20 protein-coding genes are annotated in these 24705 nt (G+C 65.3%); 11 read left to right on the top strand and 9 right to left on the bottom strand.

Annotated elements, in window-relative coordinates:
• Positions 1–114: 114 nt before the first annotated feature.
• Complete coding sequence (locus ACNFIA_RS26295) at positions 115–2712, bottom strand: glycosyltransferase (protein ID WP_416789916.1); 2598 nt, start codon at positions 2710–2712, stop codon at positions 115–117.
• 284 nt (positions 2713–2996) lie between these two features.
• Between ACNFIA_RS26295 and tcdA the strand changes: the two genes are divergently transcribed.
• Positions 2997–3803: a tRNA cyclic N6-threonylcarbamoyladenosine(37) synthase TcdA gene (tcdA, locus tag ACNFIA_RS26300; RefSeq protein ID WP_259756609.1), complete on the top strand. Its 807-nt coding sequence runs from the start codon at positions 2997–2999 to the stop codon at positions 3801–3803.
• A gap of 93 nt (positions 3804–3896) precedes the next feature.
• Here tcdA and ACNFIA_RS26305 read toward each other — a convergent pair whose 3' ends face one another.
• From ACNFIA_RS26305 to ACNFIA_RS26325, 5 genes are all read right to left on the bottom strand, one after another.
• Complete coding sequence (locus tag ACNFIA_RS26305) at positions 3897–4304, bottom strand: SufE family protein (RefSeq protein WP_416789918.1); 408 nt, start codon at positions 4302–4304, stop codon at positions 3897–3899.
• Positions 4301–5506 (bottom strand): aminotransferase class V-fold PLP-dependent enzyme, encoded by a 1206-nt coding sequence (locus ACNFIA_RS26310; RefSeq protein ID WP_416789920.1) that lies wholly within the window; start codon positions 5504–5506, stop codon positions 4301–4303. Before ACNFIA_RS26310 ends, ACNFIA_RS26305 begins: the two co-directional genes overlap by 4 nt.
• Positions 5507–5662: 156 nt before the next feature.
• Complete coding sequence (gene dapD, locus ACNFIA_RS26315; RefSeq protein WP_259756606.1) at positions 5663–6697, bottom strand: 2,3,4,5-tetrahydropyridine-2,6-dicarboxylate N-succinyltransferase; 1035 nt, start codon at positions 6695–6697, stop codon at positions 5663–5665.
• Between the two features lie 42 nt (positions 6698–6739).
• Complete coding sequence (locus tag ACNFIA_RS26320) at positions 6740–7366, bottom strand: LysE family translocator (protein WP_416789922.1); 627 nt, start codon at positions 7364–7366, stop codon at positions 6740–6742.
• A gap of 11 nt (positions 7367–7377) precedes the next feature.
• A complete protein-coding gene (locus ACNFIA_RS26325; protein WP_416789923.1) occupies positions 7378–7728 on the bottom strand; it encodes an ArsC family reductase in 351 nt (116 codons plus the stop codon).
• Between the two features lie 171 nt (positions 7729–7899).
• Between ACNFIA_RS26325 and ACNFIA_RS26330 the strand changes: the two genes are divergently transcribed.
• Positions 7900–9561, top strand: coding sequence for a Na+/H+ antiporter (locus tag ACNFIA_RS26330; protein WP_416789924.1), 1662 nt, complete (start codon positions 7900–7902; stop codon positions 9559–9561).
• A gap of 114 nt (positions 9562–9675) precedes the next feature.
• Here the strand turns inward: ACNFIA_RS26330 and dapC are convergent, their stop codons facing one another.
• The 3 genes from dapC to map form a co-directional block, all read right to left on the bottom strand.
• Positions 9676–10872, bottom strand: coding sequence for a succinyldiaminopimelate transaminase (gene dapC / locus ACNFIA_RS26335; protein WP_416789925.1), 1197 nt, complete (start codon positions 10870–10872; stop codon positions 9676–9678).
• A 42-nt stretch (positions 10873–10914) separates the two neighbouring features.
• A complete protein-coding gene (locus ACNFIA_RS26340) occupies positions 10915–13614 on the bottom strand; it encodes a [protein-PII] uridylyltransferase (protein WP_416789926.1) in 2700 nt (899 codons plus the stop codon).
• 144 nt (positions 13615–13758) lie between these two features.
• Positions 13759–14556, bottom strand: coding sequence for a type I methionyl aminopeptidase (gene map, locus ACNFIA_RS26345; protein WP_416790022.1), 798 nt, complete (start codon positions 14554–14556; stop codon positions 13759–13761).
• 305 nt (positions 14557–14861) lie between these two features.
• On the opposite strand from map, the gene rpsB reads away from it, so the two are divergent.
• From rpsB to bamA, 9 genes are all read left to right on the top strand, one after another.
• The gene (gene rpsB, locus ACNFIA_RS26350; RefSeq protein ID WP_259756598.1) at positions 14862–15602 is read left to right on the top strand and encodes a 30S ribosomal protein S2; all 741 of its coding nucleotides are present in this window, start codon (positions 14862–14864) and stop codon (positions 15600–15602) included.
• A gap of 125 nt (positions 15603–15727) precedes the next feature.
• Positions 15728–16597, top strand: coding sequence for a translation elongation factor Ts (gene tsf, locus ACNFIA_RS26355; RefSeq protein WP_259756596.1), 870 nt, complete (start codon positions 15728–15730; stop codon positions 16595–16597).
• A 205-nt stretch (positions 16598–16802) separates the two neighbouring features.
• The gene (gene pyrH, locus ACNFIA_RS26360; RefSeq protein WP_017521181.1) at positions 16803–17540 is read left to right on the top strand and encodes a UMP kinase; all 738 of its coding nucleotides are present in this window, start codon (positions 16803–16805) and stop codon (positions 17538–17540) included.
• Position 17541: 1 nt separating this feature from the next.
• Positions 17542–18099, top strand: a complete 558-nt coding sequence (gene frr / locus ACNFIA_RS26365; protein WP_259756593.1) for a ribosome recycling factor — start codon at positions 17542–17544, stop codon at positions 18097–18099.
• Positions 18100–18115: 16 nt separating this feature from the next.
• Positions 18116–18871, top strand: a complete 756-nt coding sequence (gene uppS / locus ACNFIA_RS26370; protein ID WP_416789927.1) for a polyprenyl diphosphate synthase — start codon at positions 18116–18118, stop codon at positions 18869–18871.
• Positions 18865–19680 (top strand): phosphatidate cytidylyltransferase, encoded by an 816-nt coding sequence (locus tag ACNFIA_RS26375; RefSeq protein WP_416789928.1) that lies wholly within the window; start codon positions 18865–18867, stop codon positions 19678–19680. The genes uppS and ACNFIA_RS26375 overlap by 7 nt, the downstream gene beginning before the upstream one ends.
• A complete protein-coding gene (gene ispC / locus ACNFIA_RS26380) occupies positions 19677–20867 on the top strand; it encodes a 1-deoxy-D-xylulose-5-phosphate reductoisomerase (protein WP_416789929.1) in 1191 nt (396 codons plus the stop codon). The genes ACNFIA_RS26375 and ispC overlap by 4 nt, the downstream gene beginning before the upstream one ends.
• Positions 20868–20883: 16 nt before the next feature.
• Complete coding sequence (gene rseP, locus ACNFIA_RS26385) at positions 20884–22236, top strand: sigma E protease regulator RseP (protein WP_416789930.1); 1353 nt, start codon at positions 20884–20886, stop codon at positions 22234–22236.
• A gap of 74 nt (positions 22237–22310) precedes the next feature.
• Positions 22311–24686, top strand: coding sequence for an outer membrane protein assembly factor BamA (gene bamA, locus ACNFIA_RS26390; RefSeq protein ID WP_416789931.1), 2376 nt, complete (start codon positions 22311–22313; stop codon positions 24684–24686).
• Positions 24687–24705 lie beyond the last annotated feature (19 nt).

Genomic DNA, 24705 nt, shown 5'->3' on the forward strand with positions numbered 1-24705 from the left:
TGACGCAGTGGTGCCATCCTGCTCTGAACGCTCCCCTCTCCCTTCGGAGCGGGGCGCGTAGCCAGGGTCAGGGAGAGGGCGCGCCGCTCCGAACTGGCAAGGAACGGCCCACCCTCAGCTGGCCGCTGCGGCGTCTGCTGCCGGCGCTTCCTGCGCCTTGGGCGCGGCGGACAGCATGGCCATCACCAGGGCGGCGAGGTAGGGCAGCGACTGCACCAGCAGCATGGCGACCCAGAACATCATGTCGCGGCTCGGTACGCCCTGCACCAGGACGATGCCCAGCGCCGCGCCCCACAGCAGGAGCATGATGAACACCTCTTCGCGTGCTTCCGCCAATGCCACCAGCAGCCCATGGTTGGAGGCCATCTTCGGCGTGCGGAAGAACGGGATGGTCTTGGTGAACGCCCCGTACAGCACCGCCTTGGCGATGGTGTGCGACAGCGCAAGGCCCGCCACCGCCGCCTGGAAGGAGCGCACCAGGTTCACGCCCACCGCACGGCGGTAGAGGAACAGGATCTTGCCGAACTTGAAGAAGAACAGCGCCAGCGGCGGGATGGCGAAGATCAGCAGCGGCGGGTCGACCCGCTTGGGCACGATGATCATCGCCGAGGACCACAGCAGCGCGCCGAGGGTGAAGAAGATGTTCATGCCATCGGCGATCCACGGCAGCCACCCGGCGATGAAGTGGTAGCGCTGGCCGAGGGTGAGCTTGCTGTCCTTGCCCTGGAACAGCGCGCGAGCGTGGCCCTTCATGATCTGGATGGCGCCATAGGCCCAGCGGAAGCGCTGCTTCTTGTAGTCGATGAAGGTGTCGGGCATCACGCCCTTGCCGAAGCTCTGGTGCGAATAGGCCGCCGAATAGCCCTTCTCGAACACCCGCAGGCCCAGCTCGGCGTCCTCGCAGATGGTCCAGTCGGCCCACTTGAGCTCGTCCATCACGGTACGGCGGATCATGGTCATGGTGCCGTGCTGGATGATCGCGTCGCGGTCGTTGCGGGTGACCATGCCGATGTGGAAGAAGCCCTTGTACTCGGCGTAGCAGAGCTTCTTGAAGACGTTTTCCTCGCCGTCGTGGTAGTCCTGCGGGGACTGCACCACCGCGATCTTCGGGTCGCTGAAGTGCGGCACCATCTGCTTGAGCCAGTTCGGTTCGACGCAGTAGTCGGCGTCGATCACCGCGACGACATCGACGTCCGGCGCGGTGTGCGGCAGGATGTAGTTCAGCGCGCCGCCCTTGAAGCCGGCCAGCGGCGCGACGTGGAAGAAGCGGAAGCGCGGGCCGAGCACTTCGCAGTAGTCGCGCACCGGCTCCCACACTGCCGGGTCCTTGGTGTTGTTGTCGATGATCAGCACTTCGAAGTCCGGATAGTCGAGCCGGGACAGGGCGTCCAGGGTCTTCTTCATCATCTCCGGCGGTTCGTTGTAGCAGGGCACGTGTACCGAGACCTTGGGCCGGTAGCCGGTATCGCTGAGCACCGGGTCGAACGGTCGGCGACGCTTGCGCACCCAGACGGTTTCGGCCAGCTCGTGGGCCTCGGTCAGGAGCACGATGAACACGCCCAGCGCGCCGATGCCCAGCAGGCCGCCGACGGTCAGGCTGAACCAGGTGCTGTACTGCTGGCTGTAGTCGTAGGCGATCCACACCAGCACCGAGCCGCCGGCGAAGGCAACCACGGTGAGGAAGGTCCGCCCGCGCTGACGCAGGGCGCTGCCGTCGATCATCAGCAGGGTCAGCGCGAGCAGCGCCATCACCACCGAGGCCACTGCCAGGGCGCGCCACTGGGGGATGTTCACCACCGGCCCGGTGAAGTTGAACTTGGGCTGGCGCTGCGCGTTGTAGACGCCCCAGTAGGCGCCTACGGAGCCTTCGTCACCGACTTTCCACGGCTGGTCGAAGGCCTCGACGACGAAATAGTTGTAGCCCTTCTTGTTCAGCGCATTGGTCAGGGTGCGCAGGTAGATGGCCTGGTCCGCCTGGGTGGCGTCCGCGCCGCCGCGCATGCGGCCGTTGCTCGGCCAGCCGACTTCGGCCAGCAGCAGCGGCTTGCGCGGGAACTTGGCGCGCAGCTCTTTGGCGCGCTCGAGGACGAACGGCACGGCGTCGTTCATCGCCGTGTATTCCCAGTAGGGCAGCACGTGGGCGGCGATCAGGTCGACGTGCTTGGCCATCTCCGGGTACTTCTCGTAGATGTGCCACTGCTCGGCGGTGGTCACCGGCACCTTCACCGCCTTGCGCACGCGGTCCAGGTAGGCGGTCAGTTGCTCGACCGTGACTTCGCGGCGGAACAGCGCCTCGTTGCCGACGATCACCCGCACCACGCTGCGCGAGTTGTTGGCGATTTCGATGCCGCGCTCGATCTCCGCCTCGTTCTCGGCTTCGTCCGGGCCGATCCAGATGCCCAGGCTGACGCGCATGCCCAACTCTTCGGCCAGGCGGGGGATGTCCGCCAGCGAACCCTTCACCGAGTAGGTGCGGATGTTGTCGGTATTCCGGGAGACCAGTTCCAGGTCCGAGCGGATTTCGTCGTCGCTGGGGAACTGGTCCCGCTGCGGATTCTGGTTCAGGCGGAAGGGCGAGAACGAGAATCCGGAAATGCTTTCCGGCCAGTCGGGAACACTGACGGGGCGGTTATACAGGGCCCAGAAGCCGGTGAAGAGCGCCGCGAGGGCGACGAACACCACCAGGTTGAGGCCAAACTTGCGTGCAGGCATGGTGCGATCGGGTTCCAAAGGGTGGAACGGGGAGGGGCCGGGACAGTCGCTGTACGGGACTGGCCGGTCGGGGCGCATCCTACCCCGCACTCCGGGGGCTGTACAGGTTACCGGCACCGTCCGCCGCGCAGGCGTCCGTGGGTATTTTCCGACAGTTTAGAATGGGTTGTAGGCGCGTGACTGAGACTGCGGCAAACCGGCTTTGTTGCAGGCGTGCCGAGGCTCGTCGATACAGGCGCCGGGTCGTTATAGAATGCCGGCCGTTTCGACAAGAGGTGTGGGCGATGCAACGGGATGAACAGCGATTCGGCGGAATCGCGCGGCTATACGGTCGCGAAGGCCTGGAGCGGCTGGCGGCCAGCCATGTGGCGGTGGTCGGGATCGGCGGCGTGGGGTCCTGGGCGGCCGAGGCCCTGGCGCGCAGCGGTGTGGGCGAGATTTCGCTGTTCGACCTCGACGACGTCTGCGTCACCAACACCAACCGCCAGGTCCATGCCATCCAGGGCGCCGTGGGCAAGCCCAAGGTCGAGGTCATGGCCGAGCGCCTGAGGGCGATCAACCCGGCTGTCGTTGTCCACGCCGTGGCCGATTTCGTCACCCGCGACACCATGGCGGACTACATCACCCCCGAGCTGGACTGTGTGATTGACTGCATTGATAGCGTTGCCGCCAAGGCCGCGCTGATCGCCTGGTGCAAGCGCCGCAAGCTGCAGATCATCACCACCGGTGGCGCAGGCGGGCAGGTGGACCCGACGCAGATCCAGGTCGCCGACCTGAACAAGACCTTCAACGACCCGTTGGCGGCCAAGGTCCGCTCGACGCTGCGCCGCGACTACAACTTCTCCCGCACGCCGGGCCGGCATTACAGCGTGCCGTGCGTGTTTTCCACCGAGCAGCTGCGCTATCCCAAGCCGGACGGCACCGTGTGCCAGTCCAAGAGCTTCGTCGGCGAGGGGGTGAAACTGGACTGCGCTGGCGGTTTTGGCGCGGTGATGATGGTCACTGCGACCTTCGGCATGGTGGCGGCGGCGCGGGCGGTGGACAAGATCGTCGACGGCGCGCGGCGGCCTTCGGAACGCTCCATCGGCTGACCGATTTTGTAGGAGCGGATTTATCCGCGATGGCCTCCGGCACGATGCGGACCTGTTGCGGACGGAGTCCGCTCCTACGTACACACATTCGTATCAGCCGCCGATCAGTTCCTGCATGCGCCTGAGCACGGCGTTCAGGCCATTGCTGCGCGACGGCGACAGTTGCCTGCCCAGGCCCAACTGCTCGAACCAGCCCGGCAGGTCGATGGCGGACAGCTCGTCCGCCGGCAGGCCGTCCACCCGCACCAGCAGCAGGGCCAGCAAGCCGCGCAGCAAGCGCGCATCGCTATAGGCGCGGAAGTGCCAGCGACCATCCCGCCGATCCGCCACCAGCCAGACGTTGCTCTCGCAGCCCTGCACGCGCTGGTCGTCGCCGCGTTCGGCTTCGCTCAGTGGTTCCAGGCGTTCGCCCCATTGCATCAGCAGGCGGGCGCGTTGCTCCCAGCCTTGCAAGGCGGTGAACGCCTGCAAGGCTTCCCTGGCAGCGGCGGGCAGGCTCACCGCAGCAACTCCAGGGCGTTGTCCAGCGCGGCGAAGAAGCGCTCCAGGTCGGCACTGTCGTTGTACAGGCCGAGGGAGACGCGCAGGGCGCCGGCGACGTCCAGGGTCTTCATCAGCGGCATGGCGCAGTGGTGCCCGGCGCGCACGGCGATGCCCTGCTCGGTGAGCAGATGGCCCAGGTCGGCAACGTGCACACCCTCGACCACGAAGCTGGCCAGCGCGACGTCCGGCTCGCCCAGCACGCGCACGCCATCACGGGCGCGCAGGCCGGCCAGCAGGCGGGCATGGAGGAAGTCCTCGTGCCCGCCGACCTCGGCGCTGTCCCGGGCGGCCAGCCATTGCAGCGTGGCGCCCAGGGCGATCACCGGACCGATGGGCGGGGTGCCGGCCTCGAAGCCCATGGGCGCGCTGTGGAACTGGGCGTCGAAGTAGTCCGCCACGCGGACCATTTCGCCGCCGAACTGCCAGTGCGTCAGGCGCTCCAGCGCTTCCGCGCGGCCCCAGAGCACGCCGAGGCCCTCCGGGCCGTAGAGCTTGTGGCTGGAGCAGACGTAGAAATCACATCCCAGTGCCGACAGGTTGTGTCGGCCATGGACCACGCCCTGGGCACCATCGACCACACTCAGCGCGCCGTGCTGGCGGGCCATCCCCAGCAGCTCGGGCAGCGGCTGCCAGGTGCCGAGCACGTTGGACAGCTGGCTGACCGCGAGCAGGCGGGTGCGCGGGCCAATGAGGGGGGCGGCGCGGTTCAGGTCGATACGCCCGCTGGCGTCCAACGGCAGCACCACCAGCTTCAGGCGACGGCGTTTTGCCAGTTGCTGCCAGGGCAGCAGGTTGGCGTGGTGCTCCAGGGCACTGACGACGATCTCGTCGCCCGGCTGGAACTGGCCTTCCAGAGCGTAGGCCAGCAGGTTCAGCGCTTCGGTGGCGCCACGGGTGAAGACGATCTGCGCCGGGCTGCCGCCGTTGAGCCAATTGGCGGCCAGGCTGCGGGTCGCTTCGAAGGCGCGGGTGGCGCGCTCGCCGGGCAGGTGCTGGGCGCGATGCACGTTGGCGGCGCCGCTGGCGTAGTAGCCGGCGAGGGCGTCGATCATGGCGCGCGGTTTCTGCGCGGTGGCGGCGCTGTCGAGGTAGGTCTGGCCTTCGGCCTCGAAGGCGGCGAGGGCCGGGAAGTCGGAGCGCCAGGGAGATTTAACAGTCATGACAGGCAGCACGTAAAAATTGGATGTGAAGCGTCGCGAGCGACGGCCAGGCAAGGCGAAATCAGGCGTGGGCGCGCAGTTTACGATTGTAAATGAGCACGCCCGCGCCTGATTTCAACGCAGCATGGCCTAGCGCAGCAGCTTCAGGCCAATTTTTTAGTTGTGCGCGTGCAGCGCCTCATTGAGCTCGATGGCGGTCTTGTTGGTCTTGCACTCGACCGCGCCGGTCTGCGAGTTGCGGCGGAACAGCAGGTCGGCCTGGCCGGCCAGGTCGCGGCCCTTGACGACTTTCACCAGGTTGTTCTGGTCGTCCAGCACGGCGATCTTGGTGCCGGCGGTGACGTACAGGCCGGCTTCGACGATGTTGCGGTCGCCCAGCGGGATGCCGATGCCGGCGTTGGCGCCGATCAGGCAGCCTTCGCCGACGCTGATGACGATGTTGCCACCGCCGGACAGGGTGCCCATGGTGGAGCAGCCGCCGCCCAGGTCGGAGCCCTTGCCGACGAACACGCCCGCGGAGACGCGGCCTTCGATCATGCCCGGGCCCTGGGTGCCGGCGTTGAAGTTGACGAAGCCTTCGTGCATCACGGTGGTGCCTTCACCGATGTAGGCGCCCAGGCGCACGCGGGCGGTGTCGGCGATGCGCACGCCGGCCGGGACCACGTAGTCGGTCATCTTGGGGAATTTGTCGACCGAGAAGACTTCCAGCAGCTTGCCCTTCAGGCGCGCTTCCAGTTGCAGTTCGGCCAGCTCGGCCAGGTCGACGGCGCCCTGGTTGGTCCAGGCCACGTTCGGCAGCAGCGGGAAGATGCCGGTCAGGTTCAGGCCGTGCGGCTTGACCAGGCGGTGGGACAGCAGGTGCAGCTTCAGGTACGCCTCCGGGGTGGAGCTGGGGGCGGCGTCCTCGGCCAGCAGGGTGGCGACCAGCGGCTTCTGGCTCTCGGCCAGGCGGTTGAGCAGGGCGGCCTGGGCGGCATCGACGGTCTCGACGGCGTCGGCCAGCTGGTAAGCCTGGTGGGCGGTGAAGGCGATCGCCTGGTTGCCGCCTTCATAGGCCAGCAGCGGAGCGATGGCAGCGACCAGTTCGGCGCTGGGGTTCAGCAGCGGCTGCGCGTAGAAGACTTCCAGCCAGTTGCCCTGGCGGTTCTGGGTGCCGACACCGAAAGCGATGCTGAACAGGGATTTCGACATGTGGGGGATTCCTTGAAAGAGATTCTCGAAGAACGGATTCGGTCAGGCCGGACGGCGGCTGAGCAGCAGGCCCAGCCCGGCGCTGCCCAGCAGCGCGGCACAACCACGGTTGAACAGGCGCCGGGCGCGTGCGCCGGCGAGCAGCTTGCCGAGGCGGACCCCGGCGAGCCCGTAAAGGGCGATGGCCAGCCATTCCAGCAGCAGGAAGGCTGCGCCGAGTTGGGCGAACTGGGCGCCCACGGCCTGACGCGGATCGACGAACTGCGGCAGGAACGCGGTGAAGATCAAAACGGCCTTCGGATTGCCGGCGGCCACCCAGAACTCCTGGCGAGCCAGGCGCCACAGGCTGGTGGCGGCAACCGGAGTGCCGTTCACCGACAGGTTCGCCGTCGGTGCGCGCCACAGTTGCACGGCGAGCCACAGCAGGTAGCCGGCGCCCACCAGCTTGATCGCCAGGAACAGCCAGGCCGAGGCCTGCAGCACCAGCGCCACGCCCGAAGCGGCCAGTGCCAGCATGCCCGCGAATGCCAGCAGCCGACCGCCGCCGGCGAGGCTGGCGCGCAGCAGGCCGAAGCGCGCGGCGTTGTTCAGCGACAGCAGGTTGTTCGGTCCCGGCGCCATGTTCAGGGCGAAGCAGGCGGGGAGGAACAGGGCCCAGGCGATGCTCATGGCGTCCGCTCTCAGGCCAGCGCCGCGGCGTAGGCGTCGGGCTTGAAGCCGACCAGGGTGCGGTCACCCAGGTCGAGTACCGGGCGCTTGATCATCGACGGCTGCGCCACCATCAGTTCGATGGCCTTGTCCTGGTCGAGATCGGCTTTCTGCGCGTCATCCAGCTTGCGGAAGGTGGTGCCGGCGCGGTTCAGGACGGTTTCCCAGCCATGCTCGGCGCACCATTGGCGCAGGTGTTCGCGGTCGATGCCGCTACTCTTGTAGTCGTGAAAGGCGTACTCGACGCCATGCTCGTCCAGCCACACGCGGGCTTTCTTCATGGTGTCGCAGGCCTTGATGCCATACAGCGTCCGCTCACTCACGGGGCGCTACTCCTTTTCGATGCTTTTTTCAGGCGCGGGATTATGCCATTTCCGCGGCCGTTGCGGGACGCCGCCGGGAGGTCGGTGGTTTGCAACAGTTTTTTGCCCGATGCGAGGCTGATCCGACGGCCGTCGGGTGCTTCAATGGAGAGCTGTGCTGGGAGTTCGTCGATGCAAACCGTCTATACCGTCCTCATCCTGCTGCTGGTCGTGGGGGGAACCCGACTCGCCGCGCAGCTCATTGCGCTGCCGCTGCCGCTGATCCAGATCGCCGCCGGCGCCGCGCTGGCCTGGCCCAGCCTGGGGCTGCACGTGGCGCTGGACCCGGAACTGTTCATGTTCCTGTTCATCCCGCCACTGCTGTTCGCCGATGGTTGGCGTATGCCCAAGGGCGAGTTCTGGAAGATGCGCTGGCCGATCCTCACGCTGGCCTTTGCCCTGGTGCTGTTCACCGTGGTGGGCGGCGGCGTGTTCATCCACCTGCTGATTCCGGAGATTCCCTGGGCCGCCGCCTTTGCGCTGGCCGCTGTGCTGTCGCCCACCGATGCCCTGGCGGTGTCGGCCATCGCCCAGAACCGTTTGCCCAAGCGCCTGATGCATGTGCTGCAGGGCGAGGCGCTGATGAACGACGCCTCGGGTCTGGTGGCGTTCAAGTTCGCCATCGCCGCGGCCATGACCGGCACCTTCTCGTTGATGGATGCCAGCCTGAACTTCCTGCTGGTGGCCGTCGGCGGCCTGGCCAGCGGCGTATTCCTCAGCTGGCTGCTGGGGCGCATCCGCGCCTGGATGATCCGTCGCGGTTGGGACGACCCGGCCACCCACGTGGTGCTGATGCTGCTCCTGCCCTTCGCCTGCTACATGATCGCCGAGGAGCTGGGCGTGTCGGGCATCCTCGCGGCGGTGGCGGCGGGCATGATGCAGAGCTGGGTCGACCTGCTGCCGCGGCAGACCAACACCCGTCTGCTCAACCGCAGCGTCTGGTCGATGCTGGAGTTCGCCTTCAACGGTGTGGTCTTTCTGCTGCTGGGGCTGCAACTGCCGGACATCCTCAAATCGGTCGCCCATCACGCCGACGATGTGATGTGGCGCTCCTCGCTGCTGCTGTTCTATGTGCTGGCGGTGTTCGCCGTGCTACTCCTGCTGCGCTTTGGCTGGGTCTGGTGCTACTGGAAGGTGTCCGTGCGCTTCGAGCAGTGGTGGGGCATCGAGCTGGGCGGCCGGGCGGGCGAGCCGGTGCTGCGGTTGTCGGCGATCTCCGCGTTGAGCGGGGTGCGCGGGGCGGTGACCCTGGCCGGCGTGCTCTCGGTACCCCTGCTGCTGCACGACGGCTCGGCCTTCCCGCAGCGCGACCTGATCATCTTCATCGCCGCCGGGGTGATCCTGGTGTCGTTGATCGCTGCGACCATTGGCTTGCCGATTCTCCTGCGTGGGTTGCCGGCGGCCAGCAACGACCAGCGCGAGCTGGAGGCGCTGGCCGTCTGGCGCAAGACCGCAGCGGCGGCCATTCGCATGCTGGAGGGCGAGGAGATGCCTGCCAGCGCGGACGGCGACGCCGACGAAACGGCGCGGTTGGCGGAGATGAAGGCCAAGCTGATGGCCGAGTACCGCCATGAGCTGGACCCGGCACCGGACAGCAAGGAAGCCCGCGAGCGCGCCCGTGCCCTGGAGTTGGCCGACCAGGCGCTGAGGATCAAGGCGCTGCGCGCGCAGCGGCTGGAGCTGTACCGGATGCGCCGCGAACACGAGATCGACGACGAGACGATGCGCGAGGTGCTGGGCGAGCTGGATAACCAGGAGGCCTGGGTGACCAGCAAGGCGGGGCGGTGGGTGTAGCGTGTTTTGTAGGAGCGACCTTGCTAGCGAACCGAGTCATCCGGCAACGCCGGATCCAGGGGTGTTCGCGAGCAAGCTCGCTCCTACAGATAGGCAACCTACGGCTGTGACCCTTTACAGGCCCTGCACGTAGCGCTTGATGCGTTCGGCGGCTTCCACGCATTCGGCCAGCGGGGCCACCAGTGCCATGCGTACGCGGTTGGCGCCGGGGTTCTCGCCGTTCACCTCGCGGGACAGGTAGGAGCCCGGCACCACGGTAACGTGCTGCGCGTCGAACAGGCCGCGGCAGAACTCGGTGTCGGCGATCGGGGTTTTCGCCCAGAGATAGAAGCTGCCGTCCGGGCGCTGCACGTCGAGCACGCCGCCGAGGATGTCCAGCACCGCGTCGAACTTCTCGCGGTACAGGTCGCGGTTAGCGCGCACGTGGTCCTCGTCCTTCCAGGCCGCGACGCTGGCCAGCTGGGTCTGAACCGGCATGGCGCAGCCATGGTAGGTGCGGTACAGCAGGAATTTCTTCAGCACCTCGGCGTCGCCGGCGACGAAGCCCGAGCGCAGGCCCGGCAGGTTGGAGCGTTTGGACAGGCTGTGGAACACCACGCAACGCGCAAAGTCCGAGCGGCCCAGCTCGGCGCAGGCGGTCAGCAGGCCGGCCGGCGGGTTCTGTTCGTCGAAGTACAGCTCGCTGTAGCACTCGTCAGCGGCGATGACGAAGTCGTGTTCGTCGGCCAGGGCGATCAGCTTCTTCAGCTCGGCGAGCGGAACGAGTGCGCCGGTGGGGTTGCCCGGCGAGCAGAGGAAGAGGATCTCGCAGCGCGCCCAGACCTCCGCCGGCACGGCGTCGAAGTCCGGGTTGAAGCCGTTGCTTTCCAGGCAGGGCAGGTAGTGCGGCTCGGCGCCGGCCAGCAGGGCTGCGCCTTCGTAGATCTGGTAGAACGGGTTCGGGCTGATCACCAGGCCCTTGGCGTTGCGGTCCACCACGGTCTGGGTGAAGGCGAACAGCGCTTCACGGGTGCCGTTCACCGGCAGCACGTGGCGCGCGGCGTCCAGCCAGCCGGCCGGCACCTTGAAGCGGCGCTCGCACCAGGCCGCGATGGCTTCGCGCAGGGCCGGGATGCCCAGGGTGGTCGGGTAGACGGCCAGTTGATCGAGGCTGTCGGCCAGGGCCTTGGCGACGAAGTCCGGCGAGCGGTGCTTGGGTTCGCCGATGGACAGCGCGATGGGCTTCAGCTCGGCCGGCGGCTGGGCACCGGCCAGCAGGGCGCGGAGCTTCTCGAAAGGGTAGGGCTGGAGCGAGTCGAGGGCAGGATTCATGGCAGGGCTCTTTCGTTCTCAATGCTTCGTTCTAAATGCGGACTAGATACTGATGCGGACCGGCATGCTCGGCTGGCCGCCATCGGAGAGGATGTCCACCAGGGCGGTCTGGATGCGTTTGCAGAGCTCCGGGTCCGATAGCGGCTGGTTCTGCGCGTCGGTGACGAAGAACACGTCCTCCACGCGTTCGCCCAGGGTGGCGATCTTGGCGTTCTGCACCGACAGGTCGAAATCGAGGAACAGGCCACCGATGCGCGCCAGCAGGCCGGGGCGGTCCGGGGCGATCACTTCCAGCACGCTGACCTGGCGGGCCGCGTCGGTGGAGATGGTCACCAGCGGGGCGAAGGCGAAGTGCTTGAGCTGGCGCGGCACGCGGCGCTGGATGATGGTCGGATACTCGTCCGGGTCTTTCAGGGCGTTGGCCAGACCTTCGCGAATTTCCGCGACTCGCTCGGGATTGTTGCCGATCGAGCCGCCATCGGCGTCGAGCACGATATAGGTGTCGAGGGTGAAGCGGCTGGTGGAAGTGATGATTCGCGCGTCCTGAATGTTCAGGTTGAGCTGGTCCATCGCCGCCACGGTCACGGCGAAGAAGTCGTGCTGGTCGCCGGCGTAGATGAAGATCTGCGTGCCGCCCTCGAACTCGCGCTGGGCGGTTTCCTTGATCAGCACCAGGGGCGTGCCGTCGTCGGGGTGCTGCAGGATGGCTTCGGTGTGCCAGGCGACGTCCGCCGCGCTGTGGCGCAGGAAGTAGTCGTCACCCAACTGACTCCAGAGCTGCTCGGCGTCGTCCTGGTCGATGCCGCCGCGCACGAGGATGTCGATGGCCGCGCTCTGCGTCTGGCGGATCTGCTCCTCGCGGTCCACCGGGTTTTCCAGGCCACGGCGCAGCGCGCGCTTGGTCTCGGTGTAGAGCTGACGCAGGAGACTGGCGCGCCAGGAGTTCCACAGTGTCGGGTTGGTGGCGTTGATGTCGGCCACGGTGAGCACGTAGAGGTAGTCCAGGTAGGTCTGGTTGCCCATCAACTGGGCGAAGTCGTAGATCACCTGCGGATCGGACAGGTCCTTGCGCTGGGCCGTGGTGGACATGATCAGGTGGTTCTGCACCAGCCAGGACACCAGGTTGGTGTCCCACGGCGGCAACTGGTGGCGCTGGCAGAAGTGCTCGGCGTCCACCGCGCCCAGTTCCGAGTGATCGCCGCCGCGACCCTTGGCGATGTCGTGGTAGAGGCCGGCGATGTAGATCAGCTCGGGCTTGGGCAGGCGCTCCATGATCTTGCTGGCCAGCGGGTACTTTTCCGCCATGTCCGGGCGGCGCAGCTTGCGCAGGTGCTTGATGAGGTTGAGGGTGTGGGCGTCGACCGTATAGATGTGGAACAGGTCGTGCTGCATCTGCCCGACGATCAGGCCGAATTCCGGCAGGTAGCGGCCGAGGATGCCGTAACGGTTCATCCGCCGCAGGTTGCGGTGGATGCCCTCCTGGCACTTGAACAGCTCGATGAACAGGCTGGTGTTGCGGATGTCGTGGCGGAAGTCGTCGTCGATCAGGTGGCGGCTGTCGCGCAGCAGGCGGATCGTGTCCGCGCGCACGCCCTTGATCTCCGGGTGCTGGGCCAGCAGCACGAAGATTTCCAGCAGGGCGAACGGGGTGCGCTTGAAGACGTTGGCGTGGGTGACTTCCAGGTAGCCGTCGCGCAGCTGGAAGCGGCTGTTGAGCGGCTGGATCTGGCCGTTCTCACCGGCGCGCAGGATCACTTCCTCGAAGTGCTGCATGATCAGGTCGTTCAACTCGGAAACGGCCATCACCACGCGGTAGTACTTCTGCATGAAACGCTCGACGGCCAGCTTGGCGTCGTTGCCTTCATAGCCGAGCAGGCCGGCGATGCGCCGCTGATGATCGAACAGCAGGCGGTCTTCGGCGCGGCCGGCGAGCATGTGCAGGGCGTAGCGGACCTTCCAGAGGAATTCCTGGCTGGAGGCCAGCACCGAGCATTCGCTCTCCACCAGGAAACCTTCGCGCACCAGGGCATGCAGGTTGAGGCTGCCGAAATGACGGCGGGCGACCCAGAGCAGCGTCTGGATGTCGCGCAGGCCGCCCGGCGAGCCTTTTACGTTGGGCTCGAGGTTGTACTCGGTGTCGTTGTATTTGGTGTGGCGGTGGATCTGTTCCTTGCGCTTGGCCAGGTAGAACTGCCCGCTGGGCCACATCTGCCGCGCGCTGGTGGCGTCGAGCATGCGCTGGCGCAAGCTGTTCGGGCCGGAGATGGTCCGGCACTCCATCAGGTTGGTGACCACGGTGAGGTCGGCGCGCGCTTCGTCGGCGCACTCGGCGACCGAGCGCACACTCTGGCCGACTTCCAGGCCGATATCCCAGAGCAGGGTGAGGAAGCCCTCGATGGGCTCGCGGAAGCTCTCCTGGTCCTCGCTGTCGAGCAGGATCAGCAGGTCGATGTCCGAGTGCGGGTGCAATTCGCCGCGGCCATAGCCGCCCACGGCGACCAGCGCGATGTCAGCGTCGTCGCCCCAGTCGAAGCGGTTCCAGGCCTGCTGCAGGATCTGGTCGACGAACCAGGCGCGGTCCTCGATCAGCCGGCGGATGTCGCGGCCGCCATTGAAGCGGGCGTCGAGCACCTCGTTGGCCTGGCGAATGGCCTTCTTGAAGGCGGCGATGGGGCTGGATTTGAGGGCCAGTTCCGCCTGGAACTGCCCACGGTCGAACAACTCGGGATCCACCTGCGGCATGGCGGCCTTCCTGATTCAGGGATAGAGGGAGGGCAGGGGCAAGAGGGCGACCGGGCCGTGCGCTTGGCGCAAGGCCCGGTGGCTGTGCCGGGCCGGGATTTCTATGTTCTACCCAGCCGTCGGCAAGAATGCAAACCGCGCGGCTTACGCCGGGGTGCGCGGGAAGCTTTCGTCGTTGCGCAGGGTCAGGATCTCGTAGCCGTCGGCGGTGACCAGCACGGTGTGCTCCCACTGCGCGGACAGCTTGCGGTCCTTGGTGATGGCGGTCCAGCCGTCGCCCAGCAGGCGGGTTTCCGGGCGGCCCTGGTTGATCATCGGCTCGATGGTGAAGATCATGCCTTCCTTGAGCTCCAGGCCGGTGCCGGCGCGACCGTAGTGCAGCACCTGGGGCTCCTCGTGGAACACCTTGCCGATGCCGTGGCCGCAGTACTCGCGCACCACCGAGAAGCCGTTCTTCTCGGCGTACTTCTGGATCACCTCGCCGATGTCGCCCAGGCGCGCGCCCGGTTTGACCACGGCGATGCCCTTGTACATGCATTCCTGGGTGATCTGGCAGAGGCGGTCCGCCCATTCCGGGGTCTTGCCGACCAGGAACATCTTGCTGGTGTCGCCGTGGTAGCCGTCCTTGATCACGGTGATATCGATGTTGACGATATCGCCTTCCTTGAGCGGCTTCTCGTTGGGAATGCCGTGGCACACCACGTGGTTGATCGAGGTGCAGATGGACTTGGGGAAGCCCTTGTAGTTCAGCGGAGCCGGAATGGCTTTCTGCACGTTGACGATATAGTCGTGGCAGATGCGGTCCAGTTCGTCGGTGGTAACGCCGGGCTTGACGTGTTCGCCGATCATTTCCAGCACTTCGGCGGCCAGACGGCCGGCGACGCGCATTTTCTCGATGTCTTCGGGCGTCTTGATGGTGACGGTCATGCGACTTCTCTTCAGGCGCTGCGTACGCGCGGGTAAATGAGAGGAATACGCAAGTCTATCAGACTTGCGGCCCTCCTATTAAGGGTAGGGCAGGGCGGACGAGCGGTACGGGCGAGGCGGCGGATTCGATGCCGGACGTCCTTTCGGGTTTTGTTATGGCCGGGGTTGTGGTATAAAGCGCCCCGCTCTGGAGGCTACGGCCATTTCAGGGCATTAACCCACACATGCATCGACACGATGGCCTGGGTGCCTTTCGACACAGTCGGAGGGTTGGCCGTTGGGATGCATGGAGGCCTAACCCGACTTATCGAGGAACTATCATGTCCCAAGTCAACATGCGCGATATGCTGAAGGCCGGTGTGCACTTCGGCCACCAGACCCGTTACTGGAACCCGAAAATGGGCAAGTTCATTTTCGGCGCGCGCAACAAGATCCACATCATCAACCTCGAAAAAACCCTGCCGATGTTCAACGAGGCCCTGACCTTCGTTGAGCGCCTGGCCCAGGGCAAGAACAAGATCCTGTTCGTCGGCACCAAGCGTTCCGCTGGCAAGATCGTTCGCGAAGAAGCTGCCCGTTGCGGCATGCCGTACGTCGACCACCGTTGGCTGGGCGGCATGCTCACCAACTACAAGACCATCCGTCAGTCGATCAAGCGTCTGCGCGAGCTGGAAACCCAGGCCGAAGACGGCACCTTCGCCAAGCTGACCAAGAAAGAAGCTCTGATGCGCTCCCGTGATCTGGAAAAACTGGATCGCAGCCTGGGCGGCATCAAGGACATGGGCGGACTGCCGGACGCGCTGTTCGTGATCGACGTCGACCACGAGCGCATCGCTATCACCGAAGCCAACAAGCTGGGCATCCCGGTTATCGGCATCGTCGATACCAACAGCAGCCCGGAAGGCGTTGACTATGTTATCCCGGGTAACGACGACGCCATCCGCGCCGTTCAGCTGTACCTGGGCTCCATGGCTGATGCCGTACTGCGCGGCAAGTCCGCCGGTGGCGTGAGCGCCGACGAGTTCGTCGAAGAAGCGCCGGCCGAATCCGCCGAAGGCTGATTCCAGGACGTCCAGACGTCCTACGGTGCGCGGAAAGGGGGCTAGGCCCCCTTTTTGCCACCCTGTACATTCCGCCCGGGCAGCCGGGCGATCTGGTTTTGAGAGCAACTCAAGAGGATTTCGAAATGGCAGAAATTACTGCAGCACTGGTCAAGGAACTGCGTGAGCGTACCGGCCAGGGCATGATGGAGTGCAAGAAGGCACTGGTAGCCGCCGAAGGCGATATCGAGAAGGCCATCGACGACATGCGCGCTTCCGGCGCCATCAAGGCTGCCAAGAAGGCTGGCAACATCGCCGCCGAAGGTTCCATCGCCGTTAAAGTGGCTGATGACAACAAGGCCGCTACCATCATCGAAGTCAACTCGCAGACCGACTTCCTGGCCCTGCAGGATGACTTCAAGGCCTTCGTGGCTGCCAGCCTGGACAAGGCTGTTGCCCAGAAGCTGACCGACGCCGCTCCGCTGATCGCCGAGCAGGAATCGGCCCGTGAAGCCCTGGTCGCGAAGTGCGGCGAAAACGTCAACATCCGTCGTCTGGCTCGCGCTGAAGGTGACGTGGTTGGCGCTTACCTGCACGGCCACCGCATCGGCGTTCTGGTCACCCTGAAGGGCGGCAACGCTGACCTGGCTCGCGACATCGCCATGCACATCGCTGCCAGCAACCCGCAGTTCCTGGATCCGTCGCAGGTTTCCGAAGAAGCCGTTGCCAAAGAGAAGGAAATCTTCCTCGCTCTGAACGCCGACAAGATCGCGGGCAAGCCGGAAAACATCGTCGAGAACATGGTCAAAGGCCGTATCTCGAAGTTCCTGGCCGAAGCCAGCCTGGTCGAGCAAGCGTTCGTCAAGGACCCGGAAGTCAAGGTCGGCGACCTGGCCAAGAAAGCCGGTGCTGAAATCGTTTCCTTCATCCGTTACGAAGTCGGTGAAGGCATCGAGAAAGTCGAAGCTGACTTCGCTGCCGAGGTTGCTGCTCAAGTAGCCGCTTCCAAGCAGTAATAGACGGTCTCACGACTGTCGCCCCGCAAGAGGCTGCCCGCTAACGCGCGCGGCCTCTTTGCCAAACTGGGGAAACCAAAAGGGGCGGTTTCCACGGCGCGGGCCCGCACGGCGGGTTAAAGGCGCCGTAAGGCTGGCTGGTCCAAGCTTTCCGCCAAGCGCCCACAAGGCGCACAGCATTCAATCGCCGCAGGAGAAAAAGGTCATGGCTCAGCAGCTGAGCGCTCGTCAACCTCGCTATAAACGCATTCTTCTAAAACTGAGCGGCGAAGCCCTGATGGGCTCCGAGGAGTTCGGCATCGATCCCAAGGTGCTGGACCGCATGGCGCTGGAGATCGGCCAGCTCGTCGGTATCGGCGTGCAGGTCGGCCTGGTGATCGGTGGCGGCAACCTGTTCCGTGGCGCGGCGCTGTCCGCGGCCGGCATGGATCGCGTCACCGGCGACCACATGGGCATGCTCGCCACCGTGATGAACGGCCTGGCCATGCGTGACGCCCTGGAGCGTTCCAACATCACCGCCATCGTCATGTCCGCCATCTCCATGGTCGGCGTGACCGATCACTACGACCGCCGCAAGGCCATGCGCCACCTCAAGAGTGGCGAAGTGGTGATCTTCTCCGCCGGTACCGGCAACCCGTTCTTCACCACCGATTCCGCCGCCTGCCTGCGCGCCATCGAAATAGATGCTGACGTAGTACTCAAGGCGACCAAGGTGGACGGCGTGTACACTGCCGACCCGTTCAAGGACCCGAATGCCGAGAAATTCGAACGCCTGACGTACGATGAAGTGCTCGATCGCAAGCTGGGCGTGATGGACCTGACCGCCATCTGCCTGTGCCGGGACCAGAAAATGCCGCTGCGCGTGTTCAACATGAACAAGCCCGGCGCGCTGCTGAATATTGTTGTAGGTGGTGCTGAAGGCACCCTGATCGAGGAGGATTGAGATGATCAACGAGATCAAGAAGGAAGCGCAGGATCGTATGGGCAAGACCCTGGAAGCCCTGGGCCATGCCTTCGCCAAGATTCGTACCGGCCGTGCGCACCCCAGCATCCTGGATAGCGTGATGGTGTCCTACTACGGTTCCGACACGCCGCTGCGCCAGGTGGCCAACGTCACCGTGGAAGACTCCCGCACCCTGGCCCTGAGCGTCTTCGACAAGACCATGATCCAGGCGGTCGAGAAGGCCATCATGACCTCCGACCTGGGCCTGAACCCGGCGACCGCCGGCACCACCATCCGCGTTCCGATGCCAGCTCTGACCGAGGAAACCCGCAAGGGCTTCACCAAGCAGGCCCGCGCCGAGGCCGAGCAGGCTCGCGTTTCCGTGCGCAACATCCGCCGCGACGCGCTGGCTCAGCTCAAGGACCTGCAGAAAGAGAAGGAAATCAGCGAGGACGAAGAGCGTCGCGCTGGCGAGGAGATCCAGAAGATCACCGACAAGTTCGTCGCCGAGATCGAAAAGGCCCTCGAGGCCAAGGAAACGGATCTGATGGCCGTCTGACGGCCGGGCTCTCGTCATGGAAAAGACCAAGCAGGTGACGCCCGTGCCCCGGCACGTGGCGATCATCATGGACGGCAACAATCGCTGGGCGAAGAAACGCCTGATGCCTGGCGTGGCCGGGCACAAGGCCGGTGTGGACGCTGTCCGTGCGGTGATCAAGACCTGCGCCGAGGCAGGCGTCGAGGTCCTGACGCTGTTCGCCTTCTCCAGCGAGAACTGGCAGCGCCCGGCCGACGAGGTCGGCGCACTGATGGAGCTGTTCCTCATAGCCCTGCGCCGTGAGGTGCGCAAGCTGAGCGCCAACGGCATCCGCCTGCGCATCATCGGCGACCGCAGCCGCTTCGCCCCGGAATTGCAGGCGGCAATGCGCGAGGCCGAAGCGCTGACCGCCAATGGCGGCAGCATGTTGCTGCAGGTGGCGGCCAATTATGGCGGCCAATGGGACATCACCCAGGCGGCGCAACGTCTCGCCCGTGAGGTGCAGGCCGGCCACCTGGCGGCGGAAGAGATCACCCCGGAGCTGATCCAGGGTTGTCTTTCCACCGGTGACCAGCCGCTGCCCGACCTGTGCATCCGCACGGGTGGCGAGCACCGCATCAGCAACTTCCTTCTCTGGCAGCTGGCGTACGCCGAGCTGTATTTCTCCGATCTCTACTGGCCCGACTTCAAGCACGACGCCATGCAGGCTGCGTTGCAGGACTTCGCTTCTCGTCAGCGCCGCTTCGGCAAGACCAGTGAGCAGGTCGAGGCCGAGGCGCCCCCGTCATGTTGAAACAACGAATCATCACGGCGCTGATCCTGCTGCCGATCGCGCTGGGTGGTTTCTTCCTGCTCGACGGTGCGGCGTTCTCGCTGTTCATCGGCCTGGTGGTCAGCCTGGGCGCCTGGGAATGGGCGCGCCTGGCCGGCTATAACGAACAACCTGCCCGCGTCGGCTATGCCGCCGTGGTCGCCGTGCTGATGCTGGTGCTCGCCTGGCTGCCGCAGCTGGCCGGCGCCGTGCTGGTGCTGGCATTGCTCTGGTGGGGCCTGGCGATCGTGATGGTGCTGACCTACCCGGACAGCGCGTCGAGCTGGGGCGGCCGCTGGCGGCGCCTGCTGATCGGTCTGCTGATTCTGCTGCCGGCCTGGCAGGGCCTGGTACTGCTCAAGCAGTGGCCGCTGTCCAACTGGCTGATCGTCGCGGTGATGGTGCTGGTCTGGGCGGCCGATGTCGGCGCCTACTTCTCCGGCAAGGCCTTCGGCAAGCGCAAGCTGGCCCCGCGGGTCAGCCCCGGCAAGAGCTGGGAAGGCTTCTTCGGCGGCCTGGCGCTGTGCCTGGCTATCACCGTTGCTGTCTCCATCTATCGCGACTGGACCGTCCGCGAGTTGCTGCTGGCGCTGCCGTGCGCGGCCATCGTGGTGGCCCTGTCGGTGATCGGCGACCTCACCGAGAGCATGTTCAAGCGCCAGTCGGGCCTCAAGGACAGCAGCAACCTGCTGCCCGGCCATGGCGGGGTGCTGGATCGCATCGACAGCCTGACCGCCGCCATTCCGGTGTTTACCGCGCTGCTCTGGGCGGTGGGCTGGGGTACGCCGTGAGCCATCCGCAGTGGATTACCGTGCTGGGGGCGACCGGATCGATCGGCCTCAGCACTCTGGATGTCATCGGGCGTCACCCGGATCGTTACCGCGTATTCGCGCTCAGCGGCTTCTCCCGCCTGGCTGAGTTGGAGGCGCTGTGCCTGCGCCATCGCCCGTGTTTCGTCGTGGTGCCGCACGCCGACCAGGCGCGCGCCTTGCAGGAGCGCCTGAGCGCTGCCGGTCTCGAGGCGCAGGTGTTGGTCGGTGAAGCCGGCCTTTGCGAGATTGCCGCCCATCCCGAGGTGGATGCGGTGATGGCCGCCATCGTCGGTGCCGCCGGCCTGAAGCCCACCCTGGCGGCTGTCGAGGCTGGCAAGCGGGTGCTGCTGGCCAACAAGGAAGCGCTGGTGATGTCCGGCGCGCTGTTCATGAACGCCGTGCGTGCCAGTGGAGCGGTGCTGCTGCCCATCGACAGCGAGCACAACGCGATCTTCCAGTGCATGCCGGCGGATTACGCCCGCGGGCTGGGGCAGGTCGGCGTGCGCCGTATCCTGCTGACCGCTTCCGGCGGCCCGTTCCGCGAGAAGCCACTGGAGCGGTTGCACGACGTATCGCCTGAGCAGGCCTGCGCGCATCCCAACTGGTCGATGGGGCGGAAGATCTCCGTCGATTCGGCGAGCATGATGAACAAGGGCCTGGAACTGATCGAGGCCTGCTGGCTGTTCGACGCGCCGCCGTCGAAGGTCGAGGTGGTGATCCATCCGCAGAGCGTGATCCATTCCCTGGTGGATTACGTGGATGGCTCGGTGCTGGCGCAGTTGGGCAACCCGGACATGCGCACGCCCATCGCCCATGCTCTGGCGTGGCCGCAGCGAATCGATTCCGGCGTTTCGCCGCTGGACCTGTTCTCCATCGCCCGGCTGGATTTTTCCGCGCCCGACGAGCAGCGTTTCCCCTGTCTGCGCCTGGCGCGCCAGGCCGCGGAGGCGGGCGGCAGCGTGCCGGCGATGCTCAATGCGGCGAACGAAGTGGCGGTTGCCGCCTTCCTCGAACGGCGCATCCGCTTCACGGATATCCCGGTTATCATCGACGAGGTGCTGAACCGCGAGGCGCCGACGCCGGTCGAATCGCTCGATGCGGTGCTGGCGGCCGACCAGCGCGCACGCGACGCCGCGCAGGCGTGGTTGCAGGAACGCGGGCGCTGAGCCCGAGGAGGTAGCGATGAGCGCCGTTTATATGGTGGTGGGACTGATTGTCGCCCTGGGCGTACTGGTCACCTTCCACGAATTCGGACACTTCTGGGTTGCCCGCCGCTGCGGCGTCAAGGTTCTGCGCTTCTCCGTGGGGTTCGGCACGCCGCTGGTGCGCTGGCATGATCGCCACGGCACCGAGTTCGTCGTCGCCGCCATTCCCCTGGGTGGCTACGTCAAGATGCTGGACGAGCGCGAAGGCGAGGTGCCAGCCGAGTTGCTCGATCAGGCGTTCAACCGCAAGAGCGTCTTCCAGCGCATCGCCATCGTGGCCGCCGGCCCGGTCGCCAACTTCCTCCTCGCCATCCTGTTCTTCTGGGTGCTGGCCATGCTCGGCAGCCAGCAGATCAAGCCCATCATCGGCTCGGTGGTGGCGGACAGCCCGGCAGCGCAAGCCGGGCTCGTGGCCGGACAGGAAGTGGTCGCGGTGGACGGCGAGGCCGTTGACGGCTGGAGTGGCGTCAATCTGCAGCTGGTCCGCCGCCTGGGCGAAACCGGCGATCTGAGCGTCTCGGTGCTGGAGCAAGGCTCCACCGTGCCGGCCGTGCACCAGGTGCGCATCAATGCCTGGCTGAAAAATGAAGAAAACCCCGATCCCATCGGCGGCCTGGGCATCCAGCCCTGGCGGCCCGCTGTGCCGGCGGTGATCGCCGAACTGGACGACAAGGGCCCGGCCAAGGCTGCCGGCCTGCAGATCGGTGACCGGATCGTCACTCTGGATGGTCAATCGGTCACGGATTGGCAAGAAGTGGTTTCGCGTGTCCGCGCGCTGCCGGAGGGCAAGGTAACCCTGGGCATCGAACGCGCCGGCCAGCGCGAGGAGCTGTCCCTGACCCTGGCGGCCAAAGGCGAGGGCAAAGCCCGTACCGGCTACCTGGGCGCGGGCGTCGCTGGCGGGCAGTGGCCGCCGGAAATGCTCCGCGAAGTGAGCTACGGGCCGGTGGCGGCAGTGGGCCAGGCGCTCTCCCGAACCTGGTCCATGAGCCTGCTAACTCTGGATTCTCTAAAGAAAATGGTGCTCGGGCAGCTCTCGGTAAAAAACTTGAGCGGGCCGATAACCATTGCTAAAGTGGCGGGCGCTTCAGCCCAGTCCGGCGTAGGGGATTTTCTGCATTTCCTCGCCTATCTGAGCATCAGTTTGGGGGTTCTCAACCTGTTGCCGATTCCTGTCCTCGATGGCGGGCATCTGCTGTTCTACATGGTCGAGTGGGTGCGCGGTCGCCCACTGTCGGAGCGGGTCCAGGCTTGGGGGATGCAAATTGGCATCAGCCTGGTAGTCGGGGTCATGTTGTTGGCCCTGGTCAACGATCTGAGTCGACTGTAACCGCCCGTTGGATTTCGGATCTGCCGCCACTTGCGGCAGATTCTTTATTTGTCAGTTGGAATTAAAAGGACTCCATGAAACGCTTTCTGCTTCCCGCGGCCCTTTCCGCGCTGATGATCGCCCAGGTTCACGCCGAGTCCTTCACTGTTTCCGATATCCGGGTCAACGGCCTGCAGCGCGTGTCTGCCGGCAGCGTGTTCGCGGCGCTGCCGCTGAACGTCGGCGAGCAGATCGACGATCGCCGCCTGGTCGAAGCGACCCGCTCGCTGTTCAAGACCGGCTTCTTCCAGGACATCCAGCTCAGCCGCGACGGCAACGTGCTGATCGTCAACGTAGTTGAGCGTCCCTCCATCTCCAGCATCGAGATCGAGGGCAACAAGGCCATCACCACCGAAGACCTGATGAAGGGCCTGAAGCAGTCCGGCCTGTCCGAAGGCGAAATCTTCCAGCGTGCGACCCTGGAAGGCGTGCGTAACGAACTGCAGCGCCAGTACGTGGCCCAGGGCCGCTACTCCGCCGAGATCGAAACCGAAGTGGTGCCGCAGCCGCGCAACCGCGTCGCGCTGAAGATCAACATCAACGAAGGCACCGTGGCGGCCATCGCCCATGTCAACGTGGTGGGCAACACCGTCTTCTCCGAAGAAGACCTGACCGACCTGTTCGAACTGAAGACCACCAACTGGCTGTCCTTCTTCAAGAACGACGACAAGTACTCCCGTGAGAAGCTCTCCGGCGACCTGGAGCGTCTGCGTTCCTACTACCTGGACCGCGGCTACATCCACATGGATATCGCCTCCACCCAGGTGTCGATCACCCCGGACAAGAAGCACGTCTACATCACCGTCAACGTCAACGAAGGTGAGAAGTACACCGTCAGCGACGTGAAGCTCTCCGGCGACCTGAAGGTGCCGGAAGACGAAGTGAAGAAGCTCCTGCTGGTGAAGAAGGGCCAGGTGTTCTCCCGCAAGGTGATGACCACCACCTCCGACCTGATTACCCGCCGCCTGGGTAACGAGGGCTACACCTTCGCCAACGTGAACGGCGTGCCCGAGCCGAACGACGAGAACAAGACCGTCTCGATCACCTACGTGGTCGATCCGGGCAAGCGCGCCTACGTCAACCGCATCAACTTCCGTGGCAACACCAAGACCGAGGACGAAGTACTCCGTCGCGAAATGCGCCAGATGGAAGGCGGCTGGGCCTCGACCTACCTGATCGACCAGTCCAAGCAGCGCCTGGAGCGTCTGGGCTACTTCAAGGAAGTCAACGTCGAGACCCCGGCGGTTCCGGGTACCGACGACCAGGTCGACGTCAACTACAGCGTGGAAGAGCAGCCCTCCGGCTCGATCACCGCCAGCGTGGGCTTCGCCCAGAGCGCCGGCCTGATCCTCGGCGGCTCGATCAGCCAGAACAACTTCCTGGGTACCGGTAACAAGGTCAGCATCGGCCTGACCAAGTCCGACTACCAGACCCGCTACAACTTCGGCTTCGTCGACCCCTACTGGACCGTCGACGGCGTGAGCCTGGGCTACAACGCTTTCTACCGCAAGACTGACTACGACAAGCTCGACGTCGACGTTTCCAGCTACTCGGTGAACAGCCTGGGTGCCGGCGTCAGCATCGGCTACCCGATCAGCGAAACCTCGCGCCTGACCTACGGCCTGACCGTGCAGCGCGACGAGATCGACACCGGCGCCTACACCGTCGACGAGATCTTCGACTTCATCGAGAAGGAAGGCGACAGCTTCACCAACTTCAAGGCGTCCATCGGCTGGTCCGAATCGACCCTGAACAAGGGCGTGCTGGCCAACCGCGGCCACTCCCAGAGCCTGGTGCTGGAAACCACCGTTCCGGGTAGCGACCTGTCGTTCTACAAGCTCGATTACCGCGGCCAGATCTTCGCCCCGCTCACCGAAACCTACACCATGCGCTTCCATACCGAGCTCGGTTACGGCGGCGCCTACGGCGATACCGATCGCCTGCCGTTCTACGAGAACTACTACGCCGGCGGTTTCAACTCGGTGCGTGGCTTCAAGGACAGCTCGCTCGGCCCGCGCAGTACGCCCAGTAAGGCTCGCAACAATGGCGACGGTCCGGATGACCAAGGTCGCTACACCGACCCGGATCAGGACCCGCAAGCCTTCGGTGGTAACATCCTGATCACCGGCGGTGCCGAACTGCTGTTCCCGCTGCCGTTCGTGAAGGACCAGCGCCAACTGCGTACCGTGCTGTTCTATGACATCGGTAACGTGTTCGACACCGACTGCCCGATTTCCACCACCCAGGGCTGCGATGGCGTCAAGTTCCAGGACATGGCGATGTCCGCCGGTGTCGGTCTGACCTGGATCACCGCGCTGGGCCCGCTGAGCTTCAGCCTGGCGACCCCGATCAAGAAGCCGGACAACGCCGAGACCCAGATCTTCCAGTTCTCCCTGGGACAGACCTTCTAATTGGCCGTATCGTTGTAAT

The sequence above is a fragment of the Pseudomonas sp. NY15437 genome (genome assembly GCF_048068435.1).
GTDB lineage: Bacteria > Pseudomonadota > Gammaproteobacteria > Pseudomonadales > Pseudomonadaceae > Pseudomonas > Pseudomonas nitroreducens_B.

Coding starts and splice junctions, on each gene's coding strand:
- ACNFIA_RS26295 (WP_416789916.1), bottom strand. CDS start 2,712: ATGCCTGCACGCAAGTTTGGCCTCAACCTGGTGGTGTTCGTCGCCCTC.
- tcdA (WP_259756609.1), top strand. CDS start 2,997: ATGCAACGGGATGAACAGCGATTCGGCGGAATCGCGCGGCTATACGGT.
- ACNFIA_RS26310 (WP_416789920.1), bottom strand. CDS start 5,506: ATGACTGTTAAATCTCCCTGGCGCTCCGACTTCCCGGCCCTCGCCGCC.
- dapD (WP_259756606.1), bottom strand. CDS start 6,697: ATGTCGAAATCCCTGTTCAGCATCGCTTTCGGTGTCGGCACCCAGAAC.
- ACNFIA_RS26320 (WP_416789922.1), bottom strand. CDS start 7,366: ATGAGCATCGCCTGGGCCCTGTTCCTCCCCGCCTGCTTCGCCCTGAAC.
- ACNFIA_RS26330 (WP_416789924.1), top strand. CDS start 7,900: ATGCAAACCGTCTATACCGTCCTCATCCTGCTGCTGGTCGTGGGGGGA.
- dapC (WP_416789925.1), bottom strand. CDS start 10,872: ATGAATCCTGCCCTCGACTCGCTCCAGCCCTACCCTTTCGAGAAGCTC.
- ACNFIA_RS26340 (WP_416789926.1), bottom strand. CDS start 13,614: ATGCCGCAGGTGGATCCCGAGTTGTTCGACCGTGGGCAGTTCCAGGCG.
- rpsB (WP_259756598.1), top strand. CDS start 14,862: ATGTCCCAAGTCAACATGCGCGATATGCTGAAGGCCGGTGTGCACTTC.
- tsf (WP_259756596.1), top strand. CDS start 15,728: ATGGCAGAAATTACTGCAGCACTGGTCAAGGAACTGCGTGAGCGTACC.
- pyrH (WP_017521181.1), top strand. CDS start 16,803: ATGGCTCAGCAGCTGAGCGCTCGTCAACCTCGCTATAAACGCATTCTT.
- frr (WP_259756593.1), top strand. CDS start 17,542: ATGATCAACGAGATCAAGAAGGAAGCGCAGGATCGTATGGGCAAGACC.
- uppS (WP_416789927.1), top strand. CDS start 18,116: ATGGAAAAGACCAAGCAGGTGACGCCCGTGCCCCGGCACGTGGCGATC.
- ACNFIA_RS26375 (WP_416789928.1), top strand. CDS start 18,865: ATGTTGAAACAACGAATCATCACGGCGCTGATCCTGCTGCCGATCGCG.
- rseP (WP_416789930.1), top strand. CDS start 20,884: ATGAGCGCCGTTTATATGGTGGTGGGACTGATTGTCGCCCTGGGCGTA.
- bamA (WP_416789931.1), top strand. CDS start 22,311: ATGAAACGCTTTCTGCTTCCCGCGGCCCTTTCCGCGCTGATGATCGCC.